The 21852-nt window shown below is 67.9% G+C and carries 21 protein-coding genes; 9 read left to right on the top strand and 12 right to left on the bottom strand.

Translation table 11 applies throughout. The annotated features are described in order from the left end of the window. Window positions 1–171: 171 nt before the first annotated feature. Window positions 172–2916 carry a heavy metal translocating P-type ATPase gene (locus BM113_RS11520; protein WP_281244015.1) on the top strand — a complete coding sequence of 915 codons (2745 nt, stop codon included), beginning with the start codon at window positions 172–174 and terminating at the stop codon, window positions 2914–2916. 167 nt (window positions 2917–3083) lie between these two features. On the opposite strand, the gene BM113_RS11515 is transcribed toward BM113_RS11520, so the two are convergent. The 3 genes from BM113_RS11515 to BM113_RS11505 all read right to left on the bottom strand — a co-directional run bounded on the left by BM113_RS11515 (window position 3084) and on the right by BM113_RS11505 (window position 4887). Further along, complete coding sequence (locus BM113_RS11515; protein WP_089788134.1) at window positions 3084–3374, bottom strand: hypothetical protein; 291 nt, start codon at window positions 3372–3374, stop codon at window positions 3084–3086. Between the two features lie 124 nt (window positions 3375–3498). Further along, window positions 3499–4254, bottom strand: a complete 756-nt coding sequence (locus BM113_RS11510) for an MBL fold metallo-hydrolase (RefSeq protein WP_089788132.1) — start codon at window positions 4252–4254, stop codon at window positions 3499–3501. Window positions 4255–4311: 57 nt separating this feature from the next. Beyond that, window positions 4312–4887, bottom strand: a complete 576-nt coding sequence (locus tag BM113_RS11505; protein WP_089788130.1) for a helix-turn-helix transcriptional regulator — start codon at window positions 4885–4887, stop codon at window positions 4312–4314. A gap of 179 nt (window positions 4888–5066) precedes the next feature. On the opposite strand from BM113_RS11505, the gene BM113_RS11500 reads away from it, so the two are divergent. Then, window positions 5067–7433, top strand: coding sequence for a heavy metal translocating P-type ATPase (locus BM113_RS11500; RefSeq protein WP_089788129.1), 2367 nt, complete (start codon window positions 5067–5069; stop codon window positions 7431–7433). 130 nt (window positions 7434–7563) lie between these two features. Continuing rightward, a complete protein-coding gene (gene hisG, locus BM113_RS11495) occupies window positions 7564–8427 on the top strand; it encodes an ATP phosphoribosyltransferase (RefSeq protein WP_089788127.1) in 864 nt (287 codons plus the stop codon). Between the two features lie 266 nt (window positions 8428–8693). Here hisG and BM113_RS11490 read toward each other — a convergent pair whose 3' ends face one another. Continuing rightward, window positions 8694–9134, bottom strand: a complete 441-nt coding sequence (locus BM113_RS11490; RefSeq protein WP_245758032.1) for a DUF7344 domain-containing protein — start codon at window positions 9132–9134, stop codon at window positions 8694–8696. 263 nt (window positions 9135–9397) lie between these two features. Here BM113_RS11490 and BM113_RS11485 point away from each other — a divergent pair, with 263 nt between their 5' ends. Then, the gene (locus BM113_RS11485) at window positions 9398–9610 is read left to right on the top strand and encodes a helix-turn-helix domain-containing protein (RefSeq protein WP_177209153.1); all 213 of its coding nucleotides are present in this window, start codon (window positions 9398–9400) and stop codon (window positions 9608–9610) included. A gap of 43 nt (window positions 9611–9653) precedes the next feature. Here BM113_RS11485 and BM113_RS11480 read toward each other — a convergent pair whose 3' ends face one another. Beyond that, window positions 9654–10715 (bottom strand): potassium channel family protein, encoded by a 1062-nt coding sequence (locus BM113_RS11480; protein WP_089788125.1) that lies wholly within the window; start codon window positions 10713–10715, stop codon window positions 9654–9656. Window positions 10716–10997: 282 nt separating this feature from the next. Next, a complete protein-coding gene (locus BM113_RS11475; protein ID WP_006671604.1) occupies window positions 10998–11558 on the bottom strand; it encodes a TATA-box-binding protein in 561 nt (186 codons plus the stop codon). 201 nt (window positions 11559–11759) lie between these two features. On the opposite strand from BM113_RS11475, the gene BM113_RS11470 reads away from it, so the two are divergent. The 3 genes from BM113_RS11470 (at window position 11760) to BM113_RS11460 (ending at window position 13652) form a co-directional block, all read left to right on the top strand. Then, complete coding sequence (locus BM113_RS11470; protein WP_089788123.1) at window positions 11760–12848, top strand: methyltransferase domain-containing protein; 1089 nt, start codon at window positions 11760–11762, stop codon at window positions 12846–12848. Between the two features lie 84 nt (window positions 12849–12932). After that, the gene (locus tag BM113_RS11465; protein ID WP_089788120.1) at window positions 12933–13187 is read left to right on the top strand and encodes an AbrB/MazE/SpoVT family DNA-binding domain-containing protein; all 255 of its coding nucleotides are present in this window, start codon (window positions 12933–12935) and stop codon (window positions 13185–13187) included. Beyond that, window positions 13188–13652: a type II toxin-antitoxin system VapC family toxin gene (locus tag BM113_RS11460; protein ID WP_089788118.1), complete on the top strand. Its 465-nt coding sequence runs from the start codon at window positions 13188–13190 to the stop codon at window positions 13650–13652. It begins immediately after the preceding gene. Window positions 13653–13667: 15 nt separating this feature from the next. On the opposite strand, the gene BM113_RS11455 is transcribed toward BM113_RS11460, so the two are convergent. The 5 genes from BM113_RS11455 to BM113_RS11435 all read right to left on the bottom strand — a co-directional run bounded on the left by BM113_RS11455 (window position 13668) and on the right by BM113_RS11435 (window position 18956). Next, window positions 13668–14105: an acyl-CoA thioesterase gene (locus tag BM113_RS11455; RefSeq protein WP_089788116.1), complete on the bottom strand. Its 438-nt coding sequence runs from the start codon at window positions 14103–14105 to the stop codon at window positions 13668–13670. A 48-nt stretch (window positions 14106–14153) separates the two neighbouring features. Next, window positions 14154–14864 (bottom strand): bacteriorhodopsin, encoded by a 711-nt coding sequence (locus tag BM113_RS11450; RefSeq protein ID WP_089788114.1) that lies wholly within the window; start codon window positions 14862–14864, stop codon window positions 14154–14156. Next, the gene (locus BM113_RS11445; protein ID WP_089788112.1) at window positions 14861–16528 is read right to left on the bottom strand and encodes a methyl-accepting chemotaxis protein; all 1668 of its coding nucleotides are present in this window, start codon (window positions 16526–16528) and stop codon (window positions 14861–14863) included. Before BM113_RS11445 ends, BM113_RS11450 begins: the two co-directional genes overlap by 4 nt. 166 nt (window positions 16529–16694) lie before the next feature. Further along, window positions 16695–17699, bottom strand: coding sequence for an AAA family ATPase (locus BM113_RS11440; RefSeq protein WP_089788110.1), 1005 nt, complete (start codon window positions 17697–17699; stop codon window positions 16695–16697). A gap of 45 nt (window positions 17700–17744) precedes the next feature. Then, the gene (locus BM113_RS11435; RefSeq protein WP_089788108.1) at window positions 17745–18956 is read right to left on the bottom strand and encodes a DUF7282 domain-containing protein; all 1212 of its coding nucleotides are present in this window, start codon (window positions 18954–18956) and stop codon (window positions 17745–17747) included. A 296-nt stretch (window positions 18957–19252) separates the two neighbouring features. On the opposite strand from BM113_RS11435, the gene rnz reads away from it, so the two are divergent. Together rnz and BM113_RS11425 are read left to right on the top strand one after the other, a co-directional pair. Continuing rightward, window positions 19253–20188, top strand: a complete 936-nt coding sequence (rnz, locus tag BM113_RS11430; RefSeq protein ID WP_089788105.1) for a ribonuclease Z — start codon at window positions 19253–19255, stop codon at window positions 20186–20188. A gap of 96 nt (window positions 20189–20284) precedes the next feature. Next, a complete protein-coding gene (locus BM113_RS11425) occupies window positions 20285–21595 on the top strand; it encodes a TIGR00341 family protein (RefSeq protein ID WP_089788103.1) in 1311 nt (436 codons plus the stop codon). A 14-nt stretch (window positions 21596–21609) separates the two neighbouring features. Here BM113_RS11425 and BM113_RS11420 read toward each other — a convergent pair whose 3' ends face one another. After that, entirely contained in the window at window positions 21610–21807 is a 198-nt protein-coding gene (locus tag BM113_RS11420; protein ID WP_007141437.1) for a hypothetical protein, read from the bottom strand. Window positions 21808–21852 lie beyond the last annotated feature (45 nt).

Here is a 21852-nt window from a genome sequence, read left to right as displayed (position 1 = left end):
GCCGTCGGCTTCGATCCCGTTCGTTCGTCGCTGGAGCGTTATTTCTTTCTTTTACTGGTTCGAGTGCCAGATGCAGTTTTTATTCTGAACTCGAGGCGCGCAAGAGCCACGATCCGTTAGTGACAAACCGCTTGAAACGTCAGCCCGTAGTCCCAGTCGAGTGATCACACCGTGAAATCTACCATCGCCATCTCCGGGATGTCGTGTGCGACGTGTTCCGGGACGGTCGAGGAGGCCGTCGGCGACCTCGAGGGGGTCGAGGCCGTCGACGTGAACTTCGCGACCGACGAGGGGACCGTCGAGTACGATCCCGACGAGGTCTCGCTGTCGGAGATCTACGCGACGATCGAGGACGCCGGCTACGAACCCGACCGGACGAAGACGACGGTCGAGATCGCCGGCATGTCGTGTTCGACCTGCGCCCGGACGAACGAGGACGCCATCGAGGACATCCCGGGCGTGCTCTCGGCGACGGTCAACTACGCGACCGAAGAGGGAACGGTGGAGTTCAACCCCCAGGACACCTCGCTGGCGGCGATCTACGACGCCATCGAGGACGCGGGGTTCGAACCCGAACGCGCCGGCGACGACGGCGACGAACTGACCGAACAGCGGGAGAGCGCCGTCCAGCGCGAACTCCGGACGAAGCGCCGGTGGACGATCGTCGGCGGCCTCCTCGCCGCGCCGTTCCTGCTCGTGATGGCCGAGATGTTCGCCGTCGAGTTCCTGCCCGAGTGGTTCGACTGGGTCGAGTTCCTCTTCGCCACGGCGCTGATGGCCACGCTCGGCCGGCACTTCATCGCGGGCGCGTACAAGTCCCTGGTCAACAACCACCAGGCGAACATGGACACGCTCGTCGCGCTTGGCACCTCCGTCGGATACGTCTACAGCACGGCGGTGCTCTTCGATCTCATCGCCAGCGAGGGACTGTACTTCGAGGCCGTCGCCTTCATCCTGTGGTTCATCTACCTGGGCGTCTGGCTCGAGGCCCGCTCGAAGGCCCGCGCGAGTTCGGCGCTGCGTGAACTGCTCGAGATGCAGGCCGAGGAGGCGACCGTCGTCGAGTGGGAGACGCCTCCGGCGGACGGCGACGCCGTCCCTGGCGAGGAACGCGTCGTCCCCCTCGAGGAGGTCGAACCCGGCGACGTGATGAAGGTCCGGCCCGGCGAGAAGATCCCGACCGACGGCGTCGTCGTCGACGGCCAGAGCGCGGTCGACGAGTCGATGGTCACCGGCGAGTCGGTCCCCGTCGAGAAAGGCGAGGGCGACGAGGTCGTCGGCTCGACGATCAACGAGAACGGCGTCCTCTACGTCGAGGCGACCAACGTCGGCGAAGAGACGGCAATCCAGCAGATCGTCGCACGGGTGAAAGAGGCCCAGGCGCGCCAGCCCGACGTCCAGCGGCTGGTCGACACGGTCAGCGCCTACTTCGTGCCCGCGGTGATCGTCAACGCCGTCGTCTGGTCGGTCCTGTGGTTCTTCTTCCACGACGCGCTGTACCCGATCGCCTCGTCGCTGGGCGGGTGGATCCCGGTACTCCAGCCCGTCGGGGGTGGGCCGATCGGTCCGGAACTCGGTGGCGTGCCCGTCTTCGAGTTCTCCGTGATCGTGCTCGCCTCGGCGATCCTGATCGCCTGTCCCTGCGCGCTGGGGCTGGCGACCCCCATGGCGACGATGGTCGGCTCGACGCTGTCGGCGAAAAACGGCGTCCTCTACAAGGGTGCCGACATCCTCGAGAAGGCCCGCGGCATCGACACGGTCGTCTTCGACAAGACGGGGACGCTGACCCACGGCGACATGCGACTGACCGACGTCGTGCCGGTCGACGAGGCCCTCGAGACGGACGGCGGGTCCGACGGCAGTACGCCGGCACCCGACGGTGGCGTGCTCGCTGATCGCGAGACAGAGGAACGGGAACGGGAACGGGAACGGGCCGTCGACGACGACCTCCTGCTCTCGGTCGCGGCCAGCGCCGAATCCGGCTCCGAGCACCCGCTCGCACAGGCCATCGTCGAGGGGGCCGAGGAGCGCGGCGTCGACCTCGAGGAGCCGACCGAGTTCGAGAACGTCCCGGGCCACGGCATCCGCGCGACGCTCTCGGACGGCGAGGTGCTGGTCGGCAACCGCAAACTGATGGCGGACAACGGCGTCGATCCCGCGCCCGTCGAGGCGACGATGGAACGCCTCGAGTCGGAGGGGAAGACCGCGATGCTGGTCGCGCTGGAGAGCGCGGCGTCTGGCACCGCGGAAGCCGAAAGCGATGACGGGCAGGAACCGCGAGCGTACGAGTTGCTGGGCGTCGTCGCCACCGCCGACACGGTCCGGGACAGCGCCAGGGAGACCGTCGCCGAACTCCAGGATCGCGGCTACGACGTGTTGATGCTGACCGGCGACAACGAACGCACCGGCCGGGCGATCGGTGACCGGCTCGGGATCGATCCCGAGAACGTCCACGCCGAGGTGCTGCCCGAGGACAAGGCCGACGAGATCGACGCGATCCAGGCGGACGGGAGCCGCGCGATCATGGTCGGCGACGGCGTCAACGACGCGCCGGCGCTGACGACCGCGCACGTCGGCGTCGCGATCGGTTCGGGGACCGACGTCGCCATCGAGAGCGCCGACATCACGCTGATGCGGGACGATCCCGCAGACGTGCTGAAGGCGATGCGAGTCGCCGACGCGACCATCTCGAAGGTGCGCCAGAACCTGTTCTGGGCGCTCGCCTACAACGCGACGCTGATCCCGATCGCGTCGATCGGGCTGTTGAACCCCGCGCTCGCCGGGCTGGCGATGGCGTTCTCGAGCGTCTCGGTCGTCTCGAACAGCCTGGCGTTCATGAAGTGGGACCCCCACGAGGACTACGTCTTCCTGCCGTTCCGGCCGTTCGTGTGGGTCTCCGATCGCGTGACGGGCTGACGACGTTCGCTGCTACCGTCGTCGTCCCCCGAGGAGACGAACGAAACCGCCCCGGTACGGCGGGCTACCCGCCGACGATCGAGTAGTCTACCGCTCGAGCCCTCGAAAACGGATCTCGAGAGGGCGGGTACCGCTTTCTCCCGCCCGGTCGCCCGTCTCAGTGCCGATCAGTGACACGCCCCGGCGGCTTCGTGGTCGTGCTGGTGCTGACCTTCGTGTTGCTCGCCGTGATGGACACCGGGGTCGTGGTCGCCGGCGTGGTGTGTGCCGTGCTGGTGGGCACCCTCGTGGTGGCTGCCGTGCTCGCCCGCGTGGTCGCTCATCCAGTCGTGGGCGTCGGTCCACTCGAGTCCGTTCGCGTCGGCGGTCCCATCGTCGGCGCTCGCGAGCGCCGCGCCACCCAGCAGCGCGACGGCGACGAGCGCGGCCAGTCCGAGTCGGTAGAGTTGGGTACGCATCTCCTCTCACCTCGTTCGTCCCTACGGCCCGGGTAGATTTGTCGATCTGGGCGTGAACGAAGATACAAATACGGGACGAGATCGTTCGACAACGTTTTTAGAGCGTTCTGATCGTTTCCGAAACTCAATCTTCGTCGAGGACGACCGGCACCCCACGGCTCGCCACGTCCCCCGCGAACGCCCTCGAGTCGGCCTCGAGGTCGGGGAACGTGTTGTAGTGGATCGGGACGACGAGGTCGGGCGCGAGCCGTTCGGCGAGGTCGGCGGCGGCGTGGCGGTCCATCGTGAAGTTCTGTGCGATCGAGGGCAGGAACAGCGAGACCTCGAGGTCGTCGTGGGCGTCGATGACGTCCGAGTCGCCGGTCCAGAAGCAGGGGACGCCGTCGACGGTCAGGCGAAAGCCACAGCCGAACCCCTCGGGGTGGATCGGGTCGCCGCCGGGCGCGTTCGGGCCGTCGGGGTGGTTGTACGCGGGGACGACCTCCACGTCGACGCCCGCGACGGTGAGTTCGTCGCCGTACGCGACCCGGCGGACGTCGTAGGGGAGGTCCTCGCGCGGGACGACGTCGCGGCCGCCCGCGGTGATCCGCTCGGCGGAGACGTCCTCGTAGACGACGAGCGTCGCGTCCTCGCTCGCGACGCGTTCGATCCCGTCGTCGTCGTAGTGGTGGTCGTGGGTGACGACCACGAGGTCGCCGTCCCGGGCGTCGTAGGGGTCGCTGCTCGGGTGGGACGCGCCGCCATACTGCTGTGCCCAGGTGCCGTCGAGCGTGCCGTAGCGGCCGGGATCGGTGTAGACCACGGTGCCGTCCGACGCCTCGATGCGCGCCGTCGCGTAGCCGAGCCAGGAGACGGTCAGGTCGCCGTGTTCGATCGCCATACCCGTCGTTGGCGCTCGCGCGTCAAAAACCTCGAGTCGTCGTCTGCTCCGTGGACCCTATCCGTCACCCTCGAGGTCGTCGCTCGGGTACACCCGATACGTACGGCCCTGTTTCTCGCGATAGAGGAGTCCCCGCTTCTCGAGGTCGGTGACGGTCTGGCTGACCTTGCTCTTCGAGAAATCGGCCCGGTCGCGGAGTTCGATCTGCGTCAGCCCCGGCGAGTCGACGACCGGCCCGAGGACGCGGCGCTCGTCCTCCGGGAGCACCTCGAGAACGGCCGTCGCGCTCGAGGTGGCTTCGGCCCGCTGCCCGTCACTGCTCCCGGTTCCGTCGTCGCCGCTTCCGTGACCGCCAGCGGCTGGAGAGTCGTCTCTTTCGCTCCCCGCGGTCGGGGGTCCGGCTTCGGCTTCGGGTTCGGTCCCGCCGACGAGTTGCTCCCGACCGAGCGCGTACGCGCCGGCGACGATTCCCCCGGCGAGCACGGCCCCCAGCAGGTACCAGACCGGGTGGACGCCGTGCATCGTCCCGCCGTGGCCGCCCATCATGCCGGCGTGAGCCTGGGCCTGTCGGTAGGTCTGCCAGGCCGCGCCGGCACCCAGGAGGAGGATTCCGGCGACGACGGCGGCTACCATCCTGTCGAGCGTCCTTCGATCCACGGTCCCGTTCGGCTTTCGCTCGACGGTTCCCTACGTGTTACGCTTTTCGTGCCCGCCGACGCTACGCTCGGCCGAACCGGTTCGCCGTCCTCCCGGCGGGCGTTGGGACGGTGCATGGATGAGGACTATGACGGCGTGGGTCGTACTCACACGCTATGGTCGACGTCGATTCCGCCCCCGACGCCTCGCCGCGGTCGACGAGGACGGACCGTGACGAGGGGCGAAGTCCGACCGACGCGTACTGTTCGTGCTGTCGCGTCTGTCGCTGCTACCGGGAGGTCCCGGAATCGGGTGCCGCCCCTTCGACGGGGCTCGAGGGGACGGCGGAGGCGGACCGCCAGTTGGGGGAGCCCGACGAGGACCGCGATCACGGCCGCGAGCGAGGAGAGGGGGCCGAACACGACCACGGGGACGGGGACGGGGACGGGGACGGCGACGGCGACGGCGACGACGGTGCCCACGTCGACCACTCGGACCACGAGGAACTGTTCAAACGCCGGTTCTTCGTCTGTTTCGTCCTCGCGCTCCCGGTGCTGTACTACAGCCCGATGATCCAGGAGTGGTTCGGCTACGCCGCCCTCGAGTTTTCGGGCAGCGAGTTCGTCGGTCCCGTTTTCGGCGTAATCGTCTTCGCATACGGCGGCGTGCCCTTCCTCCGAATGGGCGCGGTCGAGGCCAGAAACCGCGAACCGGGGATGATGTTGCTGATTTCGCTCGCGATCGCCGTCGCGTTCGTCTACAGCCTCGCGGCCGCCCTGTCGGGGATCGGCGAGCCGTTCTTCTGGGAACTCGTGACGCTGATCGTCATCTTCCTGCTCGGCCACTGGATCGAGATGCGATCCGTCAGGCGCGCGTCGGGCGCGCTGGACGAACTCGCGGAACTGCTGCCGGATACGGCCGAACGGGTTTCGGAGGGCGGCGAGACGGAAGAGGTCCCCGTCGACGTGCTCGAGGAGGGCGACCTCGTGCTCGTCCGGCCCGGGGCGAACGTCCCCGCGGACGGCGTGGTCGAGACGGGGGAGTCGAAGGTCAACGAGGCGATGGTCACCGGCGAGTCGAAACCCGTCGGGAAGGAACCGGGCGACGAGGTCATCGGCGGAACGACCAACCGGGAGGGCAGCCTCCGAGTTCGAATCTCGGCGACCGGCGACGAGACGACGCTGTCGGGGATCATGCGGCTCGTCGAGGAGGCCCAGGAGAGCCGCTCCCGGACCCAGGTGCTGGCCGACCGAGCGGCTGGCTGGCTCTTCTACGCCGCGGTCGGCGTCGCGGCGGTGACGGCCGTCGCCTGGACCGTCGCCGTCGGATTCGGCCTGCCAGTGGTCGAACGGGTCGTCACCGTCCTCGTCATCGCCTGCCCGCACGCGCTCGGGCTGGCCGTCCCGCTCGTGGTCGCGATCAACACCTCGATGGCCGCACGAAACGGCATCCTCGTACGCGACCGGATCGCGATGGAACGGGCCCGCGAGCTCGACACGGTCGTCTTCGACAAGACCGGGACCCTCACCGAGGGGGAACAGGGCGTCGTCGACGTGACGGCGCTCGAGGACCGGGACCCGGACCCGGACCCGGACCCGGACGACGTCGTGACCCTCGCGGCCGCCGCGGAGGGCGACTCCGAACACGTGATCGCGCAGGCGATCCGCGAGGAGGCACGCGACCGCGGGCTCTCGGTCCCCGACGTGCGTGGGTTCGAGGCCCTCGAGGGGCGAGGGGTCCGGGCGACGATCGAAGGCGAGGCTCCGCCGGCCGTCGTCGGCGACGCCGGCCGGGACCGAGCGGCCGCTAATACGACCGATCGCGACGGTCACACGGTCTCGGTCGGCGGTCCGAACCTCCTTCGTCACCTCGAGATCGACCCGGGAGACGCCCTCGAGCGGTTCGCGGACGACGCCGGTGAGCGCGGCGAGGGGGTCGTCTACGTCCTCCGTGACGAGCAGGTCGTCGGCGCGATCGCGCTGGCGGACGTGATCCGCGACGCGAGCTACGAGGCGGTCGACGCGCTTCACGGGATGGGCGTCGAGGTGGCGATGCTGACCGGCGACGACCGGGACGTAGCCCGAAGCGTCGCGGACGACCTCGGGATCGACACCGTCTTCGCGGAAGTGCTGCCGGAGGACAAAGACGAGAAGATCGTGGAGCTTCAGGACCGGGGTCACCTGGTGGCGATGGTCGGCGACGGCGTCAACGACGCGCCGGCGCTGACCCGGGCGGACGTCGGGATCGCTATCGGTTCGGGGACCGACGTCGCCGTCGAGTCGGCTGACGTGGTGCTCGTCGAGAACGACCCGCGGGACGTCGCACGTCTCGTCCGGCTGAGCGCGAAGAGCTACCGGAAGATGCAGGAGAACATCGCCTGGGCTGCCGGCTACAACGTCTTCGCCCTGCCGCTGGCCGCGGGCGTGCTCGCGCCGATCGGCGTCTTGCTCTCCCCGGCGGTCGGCGCGGTGTTGATGTCCGCGAGCACGGTGATCGTGGCGATCAACGCGCAACTGCTCCGGCGGGCGGACCTCTCGCTCTGAGGTCGTTCCGCGGACGGCGGACGAGCTTCCTGCTCGCCTTGCTCGAGCGGCCGTCCGCTCGCGGACGCCGTCGGAACCGACGCGAGCGACATAGAAAAACAGTTCCCGCACCGGCCCGAACGGACGCACAATGCGTATCGCCGTTCCCAACAAGGGCCGCCTGCACGAGCCGACGATCGACCTCCTAGAGCGGGCGGGGCTCCATCTCGAGAACGGTGCGGATCGAAAGCTCTACGCGGATACCGTCGATCCCGACGTCTCCGTGCTGTTCGCCCGCGCGGCTGACATCCCGGAGTACGTCGCCGACGGCGCGGCGGACGCGGGGATCACCGGCTACGATCAGGTCCGGGAGGCCCGCGTCGACGACGTCGCCGAACTGCTCGATCTCGAGTTCGGCCGCTGTCGACTCGTCCTCGCCGCGCCCGAGGACGGCGACATTACGGCGGTCGAGAACCTGGCCGGCAAGACCGTCGCCACCGAGTTCCCGAACATCACGCGGGACTTCTTCGCGGAGACGGGCGTCGACCCCGAACCGGACGTCGTCGAAGTGACGGGGGCGACCGAACTCACGCCCCACGTCGAGATGGCCGACGCCATCGTCGACATCACGAGCACCGGGACGACGCTGAAGATGAACCGACTCGCGGTCGTCGAGGAGGTCCTCTCGAGTTCCGTCCGCCTCTTCGCCCGGGAGGACGCCCTCGAAGACCCGAAGATCGAGGAGGTCAGGACCGCGCTGGCCTCGGTCAAGCAGGCCGAAGGGAAGCGGTACCTGATGATGAACGTCCCCGAGGACCGCCTCGATCAGGTACGGGACGTGATCCCGGGGATGGGCGGCCCGACGGTGATGGACATCGCGGACGAGAACGGCGACGGCAAGGTTGCGGTCCACGCGGTCGTCGACGAGAGCGACGTCTTCGAGACGATCACGGAGGTCAAGAAGGTCGGCGCGAGCGACGTGCTGGTGACCGAGATCGAGCGGCTGGTCGAGTAAGCCGGAGTCGGGTACGATTCCGTTCGGTCGTTCTTTTTCGAAGACTCGTCCTCGAGTGCCGGAGTGGGCTCTGTTACTACCGTCGGCGGACGATTCGACTACGACGGAGACGGGAGAAAGGGTTCGGCCGGGACGCCTAACGATCCGATTCGGTCCGGTAACAGGGGTGCCGAGTCGGAATCCGTGCCTCTGACTGTCTCCGACTCGGCCGGTCGACCGACGATGCGTTCAGTACTAACACCTGTGTCAAACGGATCGGCCGTCCCTCACCGGCCGTCGGTCGCCTCGAGCGCCGCCTCGAGTTTCGTCTTGACCGCGGACAGTCGGTCGCCGGGCGAGACCAGGCCTCGCTCCCGATCGTAGGCCACGAGCCCGTGGGACTCGAGCAGGGGAAGGTGCGTGCGACACAGCGAGACGTGAACGCGCTGGCGGCGTTCGTGGACCGTACTCACCGTCGTCGCGTCGCCCTCGGCGTCCGCGAGTCGGCCGACCAGCGTCCCCAGCGAGAGCGACTCGCCGGCCTCGAGGAGCGTCTCCAGGGTCGCTCGCCGGCGGTCGTTCTCGAGGACTCGTTCGAGCGTGCCACGCGAGAGCGCGTGGCCGCCGGGACTGCGGGGGGCCGCGTTCGCTCGGTTCGATCCGGTCCGGGCTCCGGGGGACTGCCGCCACGTACGGTCGGGATGGGTCGGCATGTACTCGAGTGCCACGCCCTGGGTACGGTTAAAGTCGCCAACCCGTTTCGACGGTCACGGAGGATTCGGGCCAGTATCGGCGAATTAGGCCCGGATAAACGGTCGAAAACTCGGTATGATCGGTCCGAAGTTCGAGCGAATCGCCGGCCGTTTCGTTCGTTCGGCGGTTTCGCCGTCCCCCGATCGGAGCGTCGTTTCCGGCGTCGGAGTGACTCCTCGGCGCGCGAGGGTTGGGGAAACCACTATATCCCAGTGTGGTGTGGTAGCTTCACCCACGAATGGTGCGTTGCTCGGATCGGGCGCTTCTGGCGGCCCTCGAGGAGCGTGGCCCAGCGCGGGCGACCCAGTTGGCCGCGGAACTGGACGCTCACCCGATCACGGTCACCCAGCGGTGCGACGCGTTACAGTCCCGGGGACACGTCCGTCGGATCTCCACCGACGTGTTCGGAATCACCGAGGACGGTCGGGCGTACCTCGCGTCGATCGAGTGACGAGCGCCGAGTAACGAGCCACGGACCGTCGAGTAACGGACGATTACCGGGCGACCTCTTCCCTGATTCCCCCCTCGACGTCGCCGCTCGTCGGCGGCCACTCCCAGGCATCGGCCTCCACGATCCCGCGGAGCTTCCGGCGGCGGTCGCTCAACTCCTCGAGTGCTGTTTCGAACTCGTCGTCCGGGACGGTCGGAATCCCCGCTTCCCGGAGTCGGTCGAGGTCCGGTTCGGGTGGCTCCTCCGGGGCCGGGTCGATGAACGCCTCGTCGAGGGTCTCGAGGTAGCTGTCCGCGCTCGCTCGCGCGGTCTCGATCAGCGCGGGATCGAGTCCCCGGCCGTCGGGGATTCCGTGGCGGTGCAGCGTCAGGGCGTCGTCGAGGATCGCCACGGCCATCGCCGAGGCTTCGCCATCGCTCTCGCTGTGATAGTAGTGGAGGATCGGGTAGGACTTGTGCTGTTCCGCGAGCAGCGAGAGTTGGGTGGCCATCGACTCGAGGGGGAGCTCGAGGCCGCGGGTGGGATTGCGGTCGCCGTCCGCGTCGCCGGTTCCGTCGGCCCACCCCGTGCGGACGAATCGTTCGCTGCGGTCGCCGAGGCCGGTGACGTCGCTGGCGAACGATCGCTTCTCGGAGACGGCCCCGAGCACCGCGAGGACGTAGGAGACGCCCAGGGTGACGAACGCCATCCCCGTCGCCGTCGTGAACGAACTGGCGATCTCCCAGGTCGAACTGGTGGGCGTGTAGTCGCCGTTCCCGTTCGTGAACATCGTGTAGGCGACGTAGTAAATCCGGCCGGACCAGGTCGCGGGCTGGTCGGTCTGGGTGCTGACGAGCGCGGTCGTGCCGCCGGCGAAAAGCAACGTCCAGCCGAGCCACAGCAGGGCGATCCACATCGCGAGCGTGAGCGCGAGGATCAGGGGTCCCGCGAGGCCGAGTACCCGTGAGTCGTCGCGGCTGACGCGTCGCAGCCCGCGCCAGACGATCGTCGTCAGTCGACCGGACAGGGGTCCGGAGCCGCCGTCGACCCACAGCGTCGTCCACAGGATGTCCACGATCACGGCGACGAGCACCGCAGCGCCCGCCAGGAGGAAGAGCGGTTGCATTTTTCCCGTCTTCGTTCCCCAGTCCCGTCAACCACCGGCCGGCGAATCCTGCGGCGTGATGGTCCCGGATCGCCGCGAGCGCCGGCCGTCGGTCACCGAGGATAGGAGCGGCGTTGTGAGGCGACCCCGAAGCCGGGCTGGAACCGGAACACGGACGAAAACGGACGGACGTGGGCGCGGCCGTGGACGACGACGAGACGTGGCCGAGAACCCGCGGATCGGGCCCGACCGAGCCGACACCGTCGCTCGAGGGACGGCGATCGAAGCGGCGAGTGAGTCCCGTTACTCGAGCAGGCCGAGGTCCTCGAGTCGGGAGACGATCTTGTCGACGGCGTGTTCGGCGTCTTCGGGCTTCTTGCCGCCGGTGATGACGAGCTTCCCGGAGCCGAACAGCAGTGCCACGACCTCGGGCTCGTCGAGCCGATAGACGAGGCCGGGGAACTGTTCGGGCTCGTACTCGATGTTCTCGAGGCCGAGACCGATCGCGATCGCGTTCAGGTTGAGGTTGCGGCCGAGGTCCGCCGACGTGACGATGTTCTGGACGACGATCTCGGGGTCCTCGTTGACCTGGATCTGGAGTTCACGGAGCTTGTCGAAGACGATGCGCAGGCTCTCGTGGACGTCGTCGGTGCTTTTCGCGCCGGTACAGACGATCTTCCCCGAACGGAAGATCAGGGCGGCGGACTTGGGATTCTGGGTACGGTAGACGAGACCGGGGAACTGCTCCGGGTCGTAGTCGGCCCCCTCGAGGTCCATCGCGACGCTCTGGAGGTCGAGTTCCTGGCCGATGCCGGTCGACGCCACCACGTTTTCGATGTTGATGGTGTCCTTCGGATCCGTCATTAGTCGCTTAAAAAGACGTATTTAAGGTTTATAAAGGTTGGTGCCGCGGACTGATATGTCCGCTTTATTCCCTGGCCGATATCCGGCGCAGGGCCCGATATCGGTCGGCTTAGCGGGTGCAAGGGATTGATTTATCAAACCGGTCGTGCGCCCCGCTGAGAAAACGGCAGGCTGATACTCGAGCCCCGACGAGCAACGGGCGTGTACCTGCTGGAGCTCGGCGGCGAGGACGACGCGTTCGCGGCCTGCGAGGCGAGAAGCGCCGCGACCGGCCTCGAGCGGATCGCACCCGGGCTCGCCGTCGCGAACGCCGTCGTCCCCGACCGTGTCCGCGGACTCGCCTACACACACCGGGCGAGCGACCTCCTCGGGCGGACCGATGCCGACCTCGAGAGCGCGCGGACGCTGCTCGAGGCCGCGCCGATCGACCGGGAGGGCCCGGTCGCGGTGCGGGCGACGGACGTCCACGGTTCGACGGGGATCAGTACGGAACGAGCGGAGCGGGAACTCGGTCAGGTTCTGGTCGACCGCGGGTTCTCCGTGGACCTCGAGGACCCCGACCACCTGTTGCGGGCGACGTTCTCGGAGGGCCGACTCACGGACGACGCGGACGACGGCGTCCTCGAGAGCGAGGCCGACGACGCCGAGTCCGAACGGGGCGAGGACGTCTCGGTCTGTGCCCTCGGCTGGCTCGCGGCCGAGAGCGTCCGGGACTTCGGCGAGCGCGCGCCGACGGACAAACCCTTCTTCCAGCCGGGGAGCATGGATCCCCTGCTGGCCCGCGCGATCGCCAACGTCGCCGGCGCACGGCCCGGCGCGACCGTCCTCGATCCGATGTGTGGCACCGGCGGCGTGCTCGTGGAGGCCGGCCTCGTCGGCGCGGACGTGATCGGTACCGACGCCCAGCGAAAGATGGCCGAGGGTGCCCGCGAGAACCTGCGGGCTTTCCTCGAGGTCGACGAACCCTCGCCGATCGGCGTCGAGCGGGGGGGCTGGTCCGTCGGCCGCGGCGACGCGACGCGCCTTCCGCTCGCCGACGACGCGGTCGACGGCGTCGTCTTCGACGCGCCCTACGGCCGGCAGTCGAAGATCGACACCCACCGGCTCGAGGACCTCGTTGCCGGGGCGCTATCGGAAGCGCGGCGCGTGGCTCCGCGGGCGGTCGTCGTCGCCGACCGCTCGTGGGCCTCGGAGGCTCGGGAAGCGGGGTGGGAACTCGAGGCGGCGTTCGAGCGACGCGTCCACCGGTCGCTGACGCGGCACGTACTGGTGCTCTCCGAAGAACGGTAGTTATCGCTTCGTATCGCTCACCACGATCCACTCCCAGAATTTTATGGTGATCGATCCCTTCACCACGTACAAGGGTGATCACCCGTGAGTACGTCCGAGGACCACGCCGACGAGGAGTACGGAACGGCGCGTCTCAACCATCGTGGACGACTAACGATCCCGAAAGAGCTACGAGACGATCTCAACCTCGAAGACGGAACCGAGTTCCGGGTCGTCCGTGATGGCGGTGATATCCGACTCGTCCGGGATCTCCCTGAACTCGAGACGTTAACTCGAGATGAAGAGTGGGGTGAAGAGGCGTTCCGAGACGCCGGAGATGCGACGTTCGGTGGACGGTAGATGGCCTCGAAACGAATTCTTCCGGACCTCAACGCTCTCGCTATCCAGTTAGTCGACGACCACCCCGGTTATCCGTACGTTACTGAGGAGATCGCATCGGCGCTTACGGGCGGTGATACCCTGGTCGTCTTCGGTTATCTCCCGCTTCGGATCCAGTGGGTTCTCGAAGATCTCGGGTTCGAATCGTACGAGGCGAGAAACGCCGTTTCGTCGTTCTTGCAGTATCCGCTCGAGTTCGTCGACGTAGACGACGAGGCGGTTCTCGAAGCCTACGAAATCAGCGCGGAGAAGAACCACGACGTGTACGACTGTTTCTACGTCGCGCTGGCTCGACGGGCCGACGTAGACGCTCTCGTGACGACTGACAGGGATTTCGAACAACTGTGCGTGGACGAGCCGTTCGAGTACGTCAACCCCGTTCCGGAAAACGTTCTTCGGCGGTTCGATGACGTTGGTGAATCGTGACCGCGCCCGTAGTGGTCAGTACTCCGCCTCGAGCGCCCGGTCGCGCAGTTCTCGGCCCTCGTCGGTCTCGACGGAAAGGTCCGGAACCGAGACCGGCGACCCGTCCTCGTCGATCGCGACGAAGGTGAACGAGGATTCGGTGGTCTTCTCGGCCTCGCCGCTGCGGGGTTCCTCCCGCCAGGCCCGCAGGGCGACGTGGACGCTCGTCCGGCCGGAATCGTAGACGTAAGCCTCGATCAACGCCGTGTCGCCGATCCCGATCGGCCGCTCGAAGTCGAGTTCGTTCACCTGCGCGGTGACGCAGGTCTCGCCGGCGAAGCGCATCGCGGACATCGCGGCGACCTCGTCGAGCCACTTCATCAGGTTCCCGCCGTGGAGCGTGTCGTTGTTGTTCGCGTGGTTCGGCTGGACGCGAAACCGGTTCTCGATGTAGGTCTCGAGGACGGTCGGCATACCGGCTACTCGGGACGGACCGCGAAAAAAGTAGGCTCGGCTCCGCGCTCAGGCTGGCTGTTCGGCGCCGGCTTCGATCCCCGTCGTCTCGTATTCGGCCTCGATGACCGTACTCGCGTTGAGCGCGATCAGGCCGAACCCGACCTTCGTCAGGAGGTCGAGGTAGGTGATCAGCATTACGTCCACGCCGGGGGTGAGCAGCGCGAACCCGGCGGGGCTGAGCAGCCAGATGACCGGATACACCGACCAGAGGATGATCGTGAGGTTCCGCAGGCTGGTAAACAGCGACTCGATGCCGTCGTCCTGCCCGGCGGCCTGTGCCGTCATCGGGCCGACGACCAGGTAGACGAGTCCCACGTACGCGAGGCCGCCGACGGCAAAGAGCGCGAACCGCTCGGTGCCCGAGAGGACGGCCCCCGCAAAGCCCGCGACCATCACGACGGTGTTGACGCCGACGACCTTGAGGAGGGTATCCCGGTCGGCATCCGCGAGCAATCCGAGGAACGCGAGCAACAGCGGGGTCGTGAGGATCCAGTCGATGTACCGGGGAATGAACACCTCGCGGCCGTCGACCGTGTACCAGCCGATCTCGAGGGCCATCACCGCGTACGCGACGGTCGCGATCAGGCTGATCGCCGCCAGGGTGGCGTAGTACCGCACGTACCCCTCACTGGCCGAGAGGCCGCCCCAGACGAACGCCACGGTCCCGACGAACATGCCGAGGGCACCGATCGCGAACCAGACCGGGAGGTCGATCATGCCGCATCACCCGCGATGGTCCGTGCGGTTCGATCGTCGGTTCCGCTCCGCGAGACCGTCGCGTCCTGCAGGATCTCGAGCAGGGCGTCGGACTCGTCCGCGAGGTCGTCGACCCGCTCGAAGACGTCCCGGACGGATTCGGCCTGCGTCTCCGCGGCGTTCGCGACGCTGTCGGCTTCCGCGGCCGTCTCCTCGGAGACCGCGGCGACGTCGTCGATCATGTTCACGACCTGCTGGGCCGAACGGGCCTGGGTGTCCGTCGACTCGTTGATCTCCTGGATGCCGGCGTTTGCCTCCTCGACGGCCTCGACGATCCGCTCGAGGGAGTCGACGGTCTCCTCGACGGTGTCGACGCCCCGCGAGATCCGGTCGCTGGTCGTCCGGATGTCCTCGACGGTCTCCTGGGACTGTTCCTGGATGCGCCCGATCAGATCGTCGATCTCGTCGGTCGCCTCCTTCGTCTCCTCGGCCAGCGACTTCACCTCGCTGGCGACGACCGCGAAGCCGTCGCCGTCGGCGTTCGCGTGGGCGGCCTCGATCGAGGCGTTCAGCGCGAGCAGGTTCGTCTGCTCGGCGATGTCGGCGATCAGTTCGGTGATCTCGCCGATCTCCTGGGTCTCCTCGTAGAGCGCCTCGATGGCTTCGACGGCCTCCTCGGTCTGGGCCTCGACCTCGTTCATCTCGGTGATGGCCTTCTCCGCGGTCTCGCGGCCCTTCTCGCCGGCGCTTGCGGCCTCCTGGGAGGTCTCGGCGACGCCGGTCGCGCTCGCGGCCATCTGTTCGGTCGTCGCGGAGATGTCGTCCATCTCGCGGGCGATCTCCTGGATGTTCTCCGTCTGGCGGTTCGCGCCGTTGGAGATCTCCTGGATCGTCCGGTTGACGTCCTCGCTTGCGTCCATCACGTGCTCGGCATTTGCTCGCACCTCCTGGCTACTCTCGGAGACGTTCTCCGCGAAGCCGTCGATCCGGCCGACCAGTTCCTCGATCCCGTCCATCATCTCGTTGAACGACTCCGCGATCGCCACCATCGCGTCGTTGTCGCTGCGGGCCTCGAGTCGCCGCGTGAAGTCGCCGTCGGCGCAGTCGGCCATCACGCCGCTGAACCGCTCGGCCTCCCGCTCGAGATTGCTGTTGATCTCCTCGAGGCGTTCGCGCTCGCGTTCGACCTCCTCGCGGGCCGCTTCGGCGCGTTCGCGCTCGGTCTCGGCTTCCTCGAGGGCTTCCTCGGCGCGTTCGCGCTCCCGCTCGGCGGTCTCGATCGACTCGCGCAGCGAGTCGCGCATCTCGGCGAAGGAGTCGTAGAGGTCGCCGATCTCGTCGTTACGGCGGGTCTCGAGGTCGACGTCGAGTTCCTCCTCGCTCATCCGGTTCGCCTTCTTCGACAACGAGGACAGCGAGGCGGCGGTGTTCCCCCCGACCGTCGACGCGACCAGTCCGAGGTTGATTACCGTCAGTACGATCAGTCCCAGGATCGCGGAAACCGCGACCTCCCCCACGTTCCCGTCCCCGCCGGCGTTCGCCTCGGCGATGGCAGCCGTGATCTCCAGGTAGACTGCCCCGCCGAACGCGACGGTGACCGCGATCACGAGGGCGAAGATCGCCCCCAGCTTCGCGGTGTAGCTCCGCCGGACGCGTCCGGGAAGAAGGAGTCGTGCCACGTTCATGTAGTAGTACCAGTGTAATACCGCCTGATAGTGGTAACGGCCGCACTGTTAGGTCGGGCGGCTGACTTTTCGTCTCGAGACGTCGGTCGATCGTCGGAGAGAGCACGATTGAGCGTCGAAAACGGCCGATATAGGAATGGGTCGGTGTATCGCCGCGACGAGAATTTCAGTCGTCCCGTCCGAGTTCGGCGAGCAGCCGCGAGACGTGGATCCGGTCGCTCGTCCCCTCGTGCATCTCGAATTCGACGTCGCCCGCGAGCCGGTGGATCCGCGCGAGCCGCTCGCCCTGGTATCGCTTGCGGGCGACCCTGAGGACCGCATCGAGGACCTCCCCGCCGTCGAGCCCCTCGTCGATCAGGAGGTCGTCCAGCGTCGACCGGGCGTCCGTGAACTCGCCGGCCTCGGCGTCGTCGAGCATCGACTCGATCCGATCGTCGATGCCGACCTCGCCGATGGTCTCGTAGGCCGCAGTCATCGTCAACTCGCCTTCGTCCTCGACGGTCGTCTGGGCCGCGAGGATCGCCCGCCGGAGGTTGCCGTCGGCGTAGCCGGCGACGAACTCGAGGCCGTCCTCGTCGTACTCGACGTCTTCCGCCTCGAGGATCCGTATCAGGACGGTCTCGATCTCGTCGCTGGTCGGCGAGCGGAAGGAGACGGGGAAACACCGCGAGCGGATCGGCGGGATGAGCTTCGTCGGCTGGCGGGTCGCGATGACGAACTGGGTCGTCCTGTGGTGTTGCTCCATGATCCGGCGCAGGGCCTGCTGGAAGTCCTCGCGGACGTCCTCGGCGTTGTCGAGCAGGATCGTCTTGTACTCGCCGGAGACCGAGGAGTAGCTGGCCGACTCCTTGAGGACGCGGTTGATCATGTCGCGTTTGGACATCGACGACCGGCCGACGAGGAACTGCTCGAACCGGGGGTCGTTCTTGATCTCCGTTTTCGTCCGGCCGAAGAAGTCGGCGACGTTGATCTCGACGAGGTCGTTGTCGGGATCGACGTGGGCTTCCTCGGCCAGCGCACGCGCCGCCGCGGTCTTGCCGCTCCCGGGCGGCCCCTGCAGGAGGAGGTTCATCGGCTCGTCGACGGCCTGCTCGAGGTACTCGCGAGCGTCGTCCTGCGGTAGCTCGGACAGCTCGGGGGCGTACGTGTCGGTCCACAGCGGCGCGTCCATCGGTCGCCGGTAGGAACGGGGCGGGTAAGAATCGGTCGGTTGTGACTACGAGCCGCCGTCGGCCGCTTCGGCCTCGACCTCGACGGTGTCGTCGGTTTCGTTACCGAGCCCGCCGTCCGACCCGTCCTCCCCGACGGCCTCCGCGGGCAGTTCGCCGCCGGCGATCGTAAACGGCGTCACCACCGGCTCGCCGTCGCGTTCGACCGCCGACGCCCCCTCGAGGTCGTCCGGATCGCCCTCGTAGAGGACCGCCGCCAGTTCGTCGTCCTCGTCGACGGTCGCGTTCTCGTCGAACGGTACCGTCACGTTCTCGTGTTCGCCAGGCCCGAGGGCCTCGCTCGTACCGAGGACGTCCCCGGGCCCGACGACGAGGTCGCCGCCCTCGGTGACGTTGTCCGCGGCGTCGACGACCGCGACGAAGCCGTCGGCCGGCGTCGCGACGTCGGTCGTCACGTTGTCCTCGTCGGCGTCGGTGACCGACACCGACGGGTCGGTATGGAACTCGAACTCGACGGTCTCGAGTTCGCCGTCGGCGTCGGTGTAGATCCCGACCGTTCGCTCGCCGGGTGCGGTGCCGCGGGTGTCGAACGCGAAGGTCACGTTCGTCGACTCGCCGGCGGAGAGGTCGAGCACCTGGTACTCGAGTACGCGACCGTCGATGCGTAACTCGACGCGTTGCTGGGCGTCGAGTTCGGTCGGGTTCTCGACCTCGGCGACGACCTCGATCGTCTCGTTGGTCGTCGCCGTCGTCGGCACCTCGAGGGAGTCGACGGTGAACGACTCGGCGAGCGGGTCGCCCCCGCCGGGCGTGGTCACCGTCGCCGTGTCGCTGACGGGGAACCCGTCGGCGAGGTACGGTCGGTCCTCCTCGCCGTCGGTCTCCTCGTAGGCGTAGCGGTCGTCCTCGGTCGTATCCCGGTGGACCGTCGCGGTGAGCTGTCCGACCAGCTCCCCGTCTTCGCTTTCGACGGTCACGTTCTCGTGGGTGCCGGCCTCGAGGCGATCGGAGACGGCAAGCGTCTCGTCGCCGCTGCTGATGACGACGAATCCGCCGTCCGAGAGGCTCACCTCGTCGATCGTGACGACGGTGCCGTTCGCCTCCTGGTCCTCGAAGGTGATCGACGCCGTCGGGGACTCCTCGACGCCGAAGATCGCGGGGGCCTGCCCGACGACGATCCCCGCGGCGAGGACGATCGCGATCGCGATCAAGATGGCGACGATCCGCTTTGCCGTGCCGAAAGTCGATCTCGTGCTCATTGACTGGGTCGCGGTCGACGCGCTCGCCGTCGTCGGCCGGGGCACGACCGTACGACCGTGCCGCCGGTACCGATTCGGCCGTCGCTGTCGGTGCCGCAGGTACGAACTGCAACGACGTAAAACGCCCCCTCCGTTCGCAGAATGCCGAGCGGTTCCGGGCGCTTAATTCGCATAGTCGGACCTTACTGCGGCGTCGCTTGTGTCGCCCGGCCTTTCGGGTTCACCGGGGCCGGTGTCACGCGGCCGATGACCGGCGATCGAAGCCGGTTTAGCCCCGGCCCGTCGAGGGTGTACCGATGCCACTACGCGTGACGTTTCTGGGTACCAGCGGGGCCGTCCCGACGACGGAGCGGAATCCGAGCGGGATCCACGTCTCCCGCGAAGGGGAAGAGCTGCTGTTCGACGCCGGCGAGGGGACCCAGCGTCAGATGATGCGGTTCGGTACGGGTTTTTCCGTCTCCCATCTGTTCGTCACGCATCTCCACGGGGATCACGTCCTCGGAATCCCCGGGCTCCTCCAGACGATGGACTTCAACGACCGCGAGGAGCCGCTCGCGATCCACACCCCCCAGGGCACCCGTCGCCAGCTCAAGGGGCTGGTCAACGCCCTCGGCAACCGCCCCGACTTCCCCGTCCGGATCAGCGAGGTCGGTGACGGCGACGTGGCCTATCGGGCCGACGACTACGAAGTCCGGGCGTTCGAGACCGACCACGACGCCCGCTCGGTCGGCTACGCGCTCGTCGAGGACGACCGCAAGGGCCGGTTCGACCGCGAGCGCGCCGAGGAACTCGGCGTGCCGGTGGGCCCGAAGTTCTCGAGGCTCCACGAGGGCGAACCCGTCGAACTCGAGGACGGAACCGTCGTCGAACCCGACCAGGTCGTCGGCGATCCGCGGCCGGGCCGGTCGATCGTCTACACGGGCGACACCCGCCCGACGGTGCGGACGATCGAGGTCGCCGACGAGCCGGATCTGTTGATCCACGACGCCACGTTCGCCGACGACCGCGCGGACCGGGCCGGCGAGACGGCCCACTCGACGGCCCGCGGCGCGGCCGAAATCGCCAGCCGGGCCGGCGCGAAACGGCTCGCCCTGGTCCACATCTCCTCGCGGTACACGGGCGGCGTCGACGGCCACCTCGCGGAGGCCCGTGAGACCTTCGACGGCGAGGTCCTCGTACCCCAGGACGGCCAGAAACTCGAGATTCCGTTCCCGGAGCACGAGGACGACTGACCGGTCCGGCGACGGCGGAGCGTCGCCGCTCGCGTTCGGGCGGACCCGCAGTTTCCGACACAGACGGTTTTCGCCTGGAGAGCGTACGTGCCCGGGATGCGTCACATCCAGGTCACGATCCCGACCGGGAAGCGCCGGGCGGTCCTCGAGTCGCTGGACGAGGAGGGGATCGACTACGTCGTGACCGACGAGACCAGCAGCCGGGATTACGACGCCGTCGTCTTCTTCCCGGTACCGACGAACGCCGTCGAGCCGGTTCTGGATTCGCTGCGGGACGTCGGGGTCGAGGAGGAGTCCTACACCGTCGTCGTCGACGCCGAGACCGTCGCCTCCAGACAGTTCGACGAACTCCAGGAGGAGTACGCCACCGAGAGCGTCGAGGAGGAGCAGATCTCCCGACAGGAGTTGCTCACCCAGGCGAACGAGCTGACGCCGACGTTCAGCGTCTTCCTGGCGATGACGCTGATCAGCGCCGTCGTGGCGACGGTGGGGCTCCTGCTCGACTCGCCGGCGGTCGTCGTCGGCTCGATGGTGATCGCGCCGCTGATCGGGCCGGCGCTGAGCACCTCGATCGGCACGGTCGTCAACGACCGGGACGTGTTCGCGACGGGGATGCGCTACCAGTTCATCGGCGTCGCCGGCGGGATCGCCGCCGCGGCCGTCGTTGCCTGGCTCATCCAATCGACCCTGCTCGTGCCGCCGGGGATCGAGATCACCGAGATCGACGAGGTGTCAGAACGGATCGCCCCCGAGCTACTCCTGCTTCCCGTCGCGCTGGGTGCCGGCGCGGCGGGCGTGCTCAGCCTCGCGACGGGGTTCTCGATCGCGATCGTCGGCGTGATGATCGCGGCCGCGCTGGTGCCGCCGATGGCCGCTGCCGGCATCGCCATCGCGTGGGGGTTACCGGTCGCGGCGCTCGGATCGACGGTGCTCGTGCTGGTGAACCTGCTGAGCGTGAACCTCGCAGGGCTCGTGACGCTGCGGTATCTGGGCTACCGTCCCGGAAGCTGGTTCGAGATCTCGGCGGCACAGCGACAGTTCGTCAAACAGATCGCCGTCTTCGTCGCCGTCATCGTCCTGCTGTCGATGTTCCTGGCCGGGGTCACGTTCACCTCCTATCAGGTCTCCTCGTTCGAGGAGACGGCGACCCAGGAGGCCGAAGCCGTCCTTGCCGAACACGACGAGGCGACGCTGCTCGAGTTGACCGTGGAGGTACGAAACGGCGGCGCGCCGTTCGACGCGTCGCTCGACGCGACCGAGCAGATCGACGTCGTCGTGATCGAGGTCGGCGGCCCGCCGGGGGTGTACGACGAGGAGTTGATCTCGACGCTGGACACGAACATCAACGGGCACGCGGACGAGCGGGTCGCGGTCCAGGTGCGGTTCGTGACGACGGGCGAGGGGTGATCCCCATCGCCGGCTCACTCCCTGGCGATCAGTTCGACGTCGCTCGAGCCACAGCGCGGACACTGCTGGACCGGAGAATCAGCGAGGGTCGTGCCACAGCTCACGCACGTCTCCCGGTCGGTCTCCATCCCGGCCGTCCCGCAGACGGAACACTGTCGCCGGGTCGCCTTGAAATGGGCGTTACAGGACCGACAGCTGTAGACGCCCCCCATACCCGAGCGACGTCGCGTCCGCTCAAACCCTCGGGGCTGGCAAGC

The organism is Natronobacterium haloterrestre (assembly GCF_900112205.1).
Classification (GTDB): Archaea; Halobacteriota; Halobacteria; order Halobacteriales; family Natrialbaceae; genus Natronobacterium; species Natronobacterium haloterrestre.
This window is presented reverse-complemented; position numbering and strand designations above follow the sequence as displayed.

Bases quoted from the DNA above. Each gene is read 5' to 3' on its own strand.
- BM113_RS11515 (WP_089788134.1), bottom strand. From the start codon at position 3,374: ATGCGTACCCAACTCTACCGACTCGGACTGGCCGCGCTCGTCGCCGTC.
- BM113_RS11510 (WP_089788132.1), bottom strand. From the start codon at position 4,254: ATGGCGATCGAACACGGCGACCTGACCGTCTCCTGGCTCGGCTACGCG.
- BM113_RS11505 (WP_089788130.1), bottom strand. From the start codon at position 4,887: ATGGTAGCCGCCGTCGTCGCCGGAATCCTCCTCCTGGGTGCCGGCGCG.
- BM113_RS11500 (WP_089788129.1), top strand. From the start codon at position 5,067: ATGGTCGACGTCGATTCCGCCCCCGACGCCTCGCCGCGGTCGACGAGG.
- hisG (WP_089788127.1), top strand. From the start codon at position 7,564: ATGCGTATCGCCGTTCCCAACAAGGGCCGCCTGCACGAGCCGACGATC.
- BM113_RS11485 (WP_177209153.1), top strand. From the start codon at position 9,398: ATGGTGCGTTGCTCGGATCGGGCGCTTCTGGCGGCCCTCGAGGAGCGT.
- BM113_RS11480 (WP_089788125.1), bottom strand. From the start codon at position 10,715: ATGCAACCGCTCTTCCTCCTGGCGGGCGCTGCGGTGCTCGTCGCCGTG.
- BM113_RS11475 (WP_006671604.1), bottom strand. From the start codon at position 11,558: ATGACGGATCCGAAGGACACCATCAACATCGAAAACGTGGTGGCGTCG.
- BM113_RS11460 (WP_089788118.1), top strand. From the start codon at position 13,188: ATGGCCTCGAAACGAATTCTTCCGGACCTCAACGCTCTCGCTATCCAG.
- BM113_RS11455 (WP_089788116.1), bottom strand. From the start codon at position 14,105: ATGCCGACCGTCCTCGAGACCTACATCGAGAACCGGTTTCGCGTCCAG.
- BM113_RS11450 (WP_089788114.1), bottom strand. From the start codon at position 14,864: ATGATCGACCTCCCGGTCTGGTTCGCGATCGGTGCCCTCGGCATGTTC.
- BM113_RS11445 (WP_089788112.1), bottom strand. From the start codon at position 16,528: ATGAACGTGGCACGACTCCTTCTTCCCGGACGCGTCCGGCGGAGCTAC.
- BM113_RS11440 (WP_089788110.1), bottom strand. From the start codon at position 17,699: ATGGACGCGCCGCTGTGGACCGACACGTACGCCCCCGAGCTGTCCGAG.
- BM113_RS11435 (WP_089788108.1), bottom strand. From the start codon at position 18,956: ATGAGCACGAGATCGACTTTCGGCACGGCAAAGCGGATCGTCGCCATC.
- rnz (WP_089788105.1), top strand. From the start codon at position 19,253: ATGCCACTACGCGTGACGTTTCTGGGTACCAGCGGGGCCGTCCCGACG.
- BM113_RS11425 (WP_089788103.1), top strand. From the start codon at position 20,285: ATGCGTCACATCCAGGTCACGATCCCGACCGGGAAGCGCCGGGCGGTC.
- BM113_RS11420 (WP_007141437.1), bottom strand. From the start codon at position 21,807: ATGGGGGGCGTCTACAGCTGTCGGTCCTGTAACGCCCATTTCAAGGCG.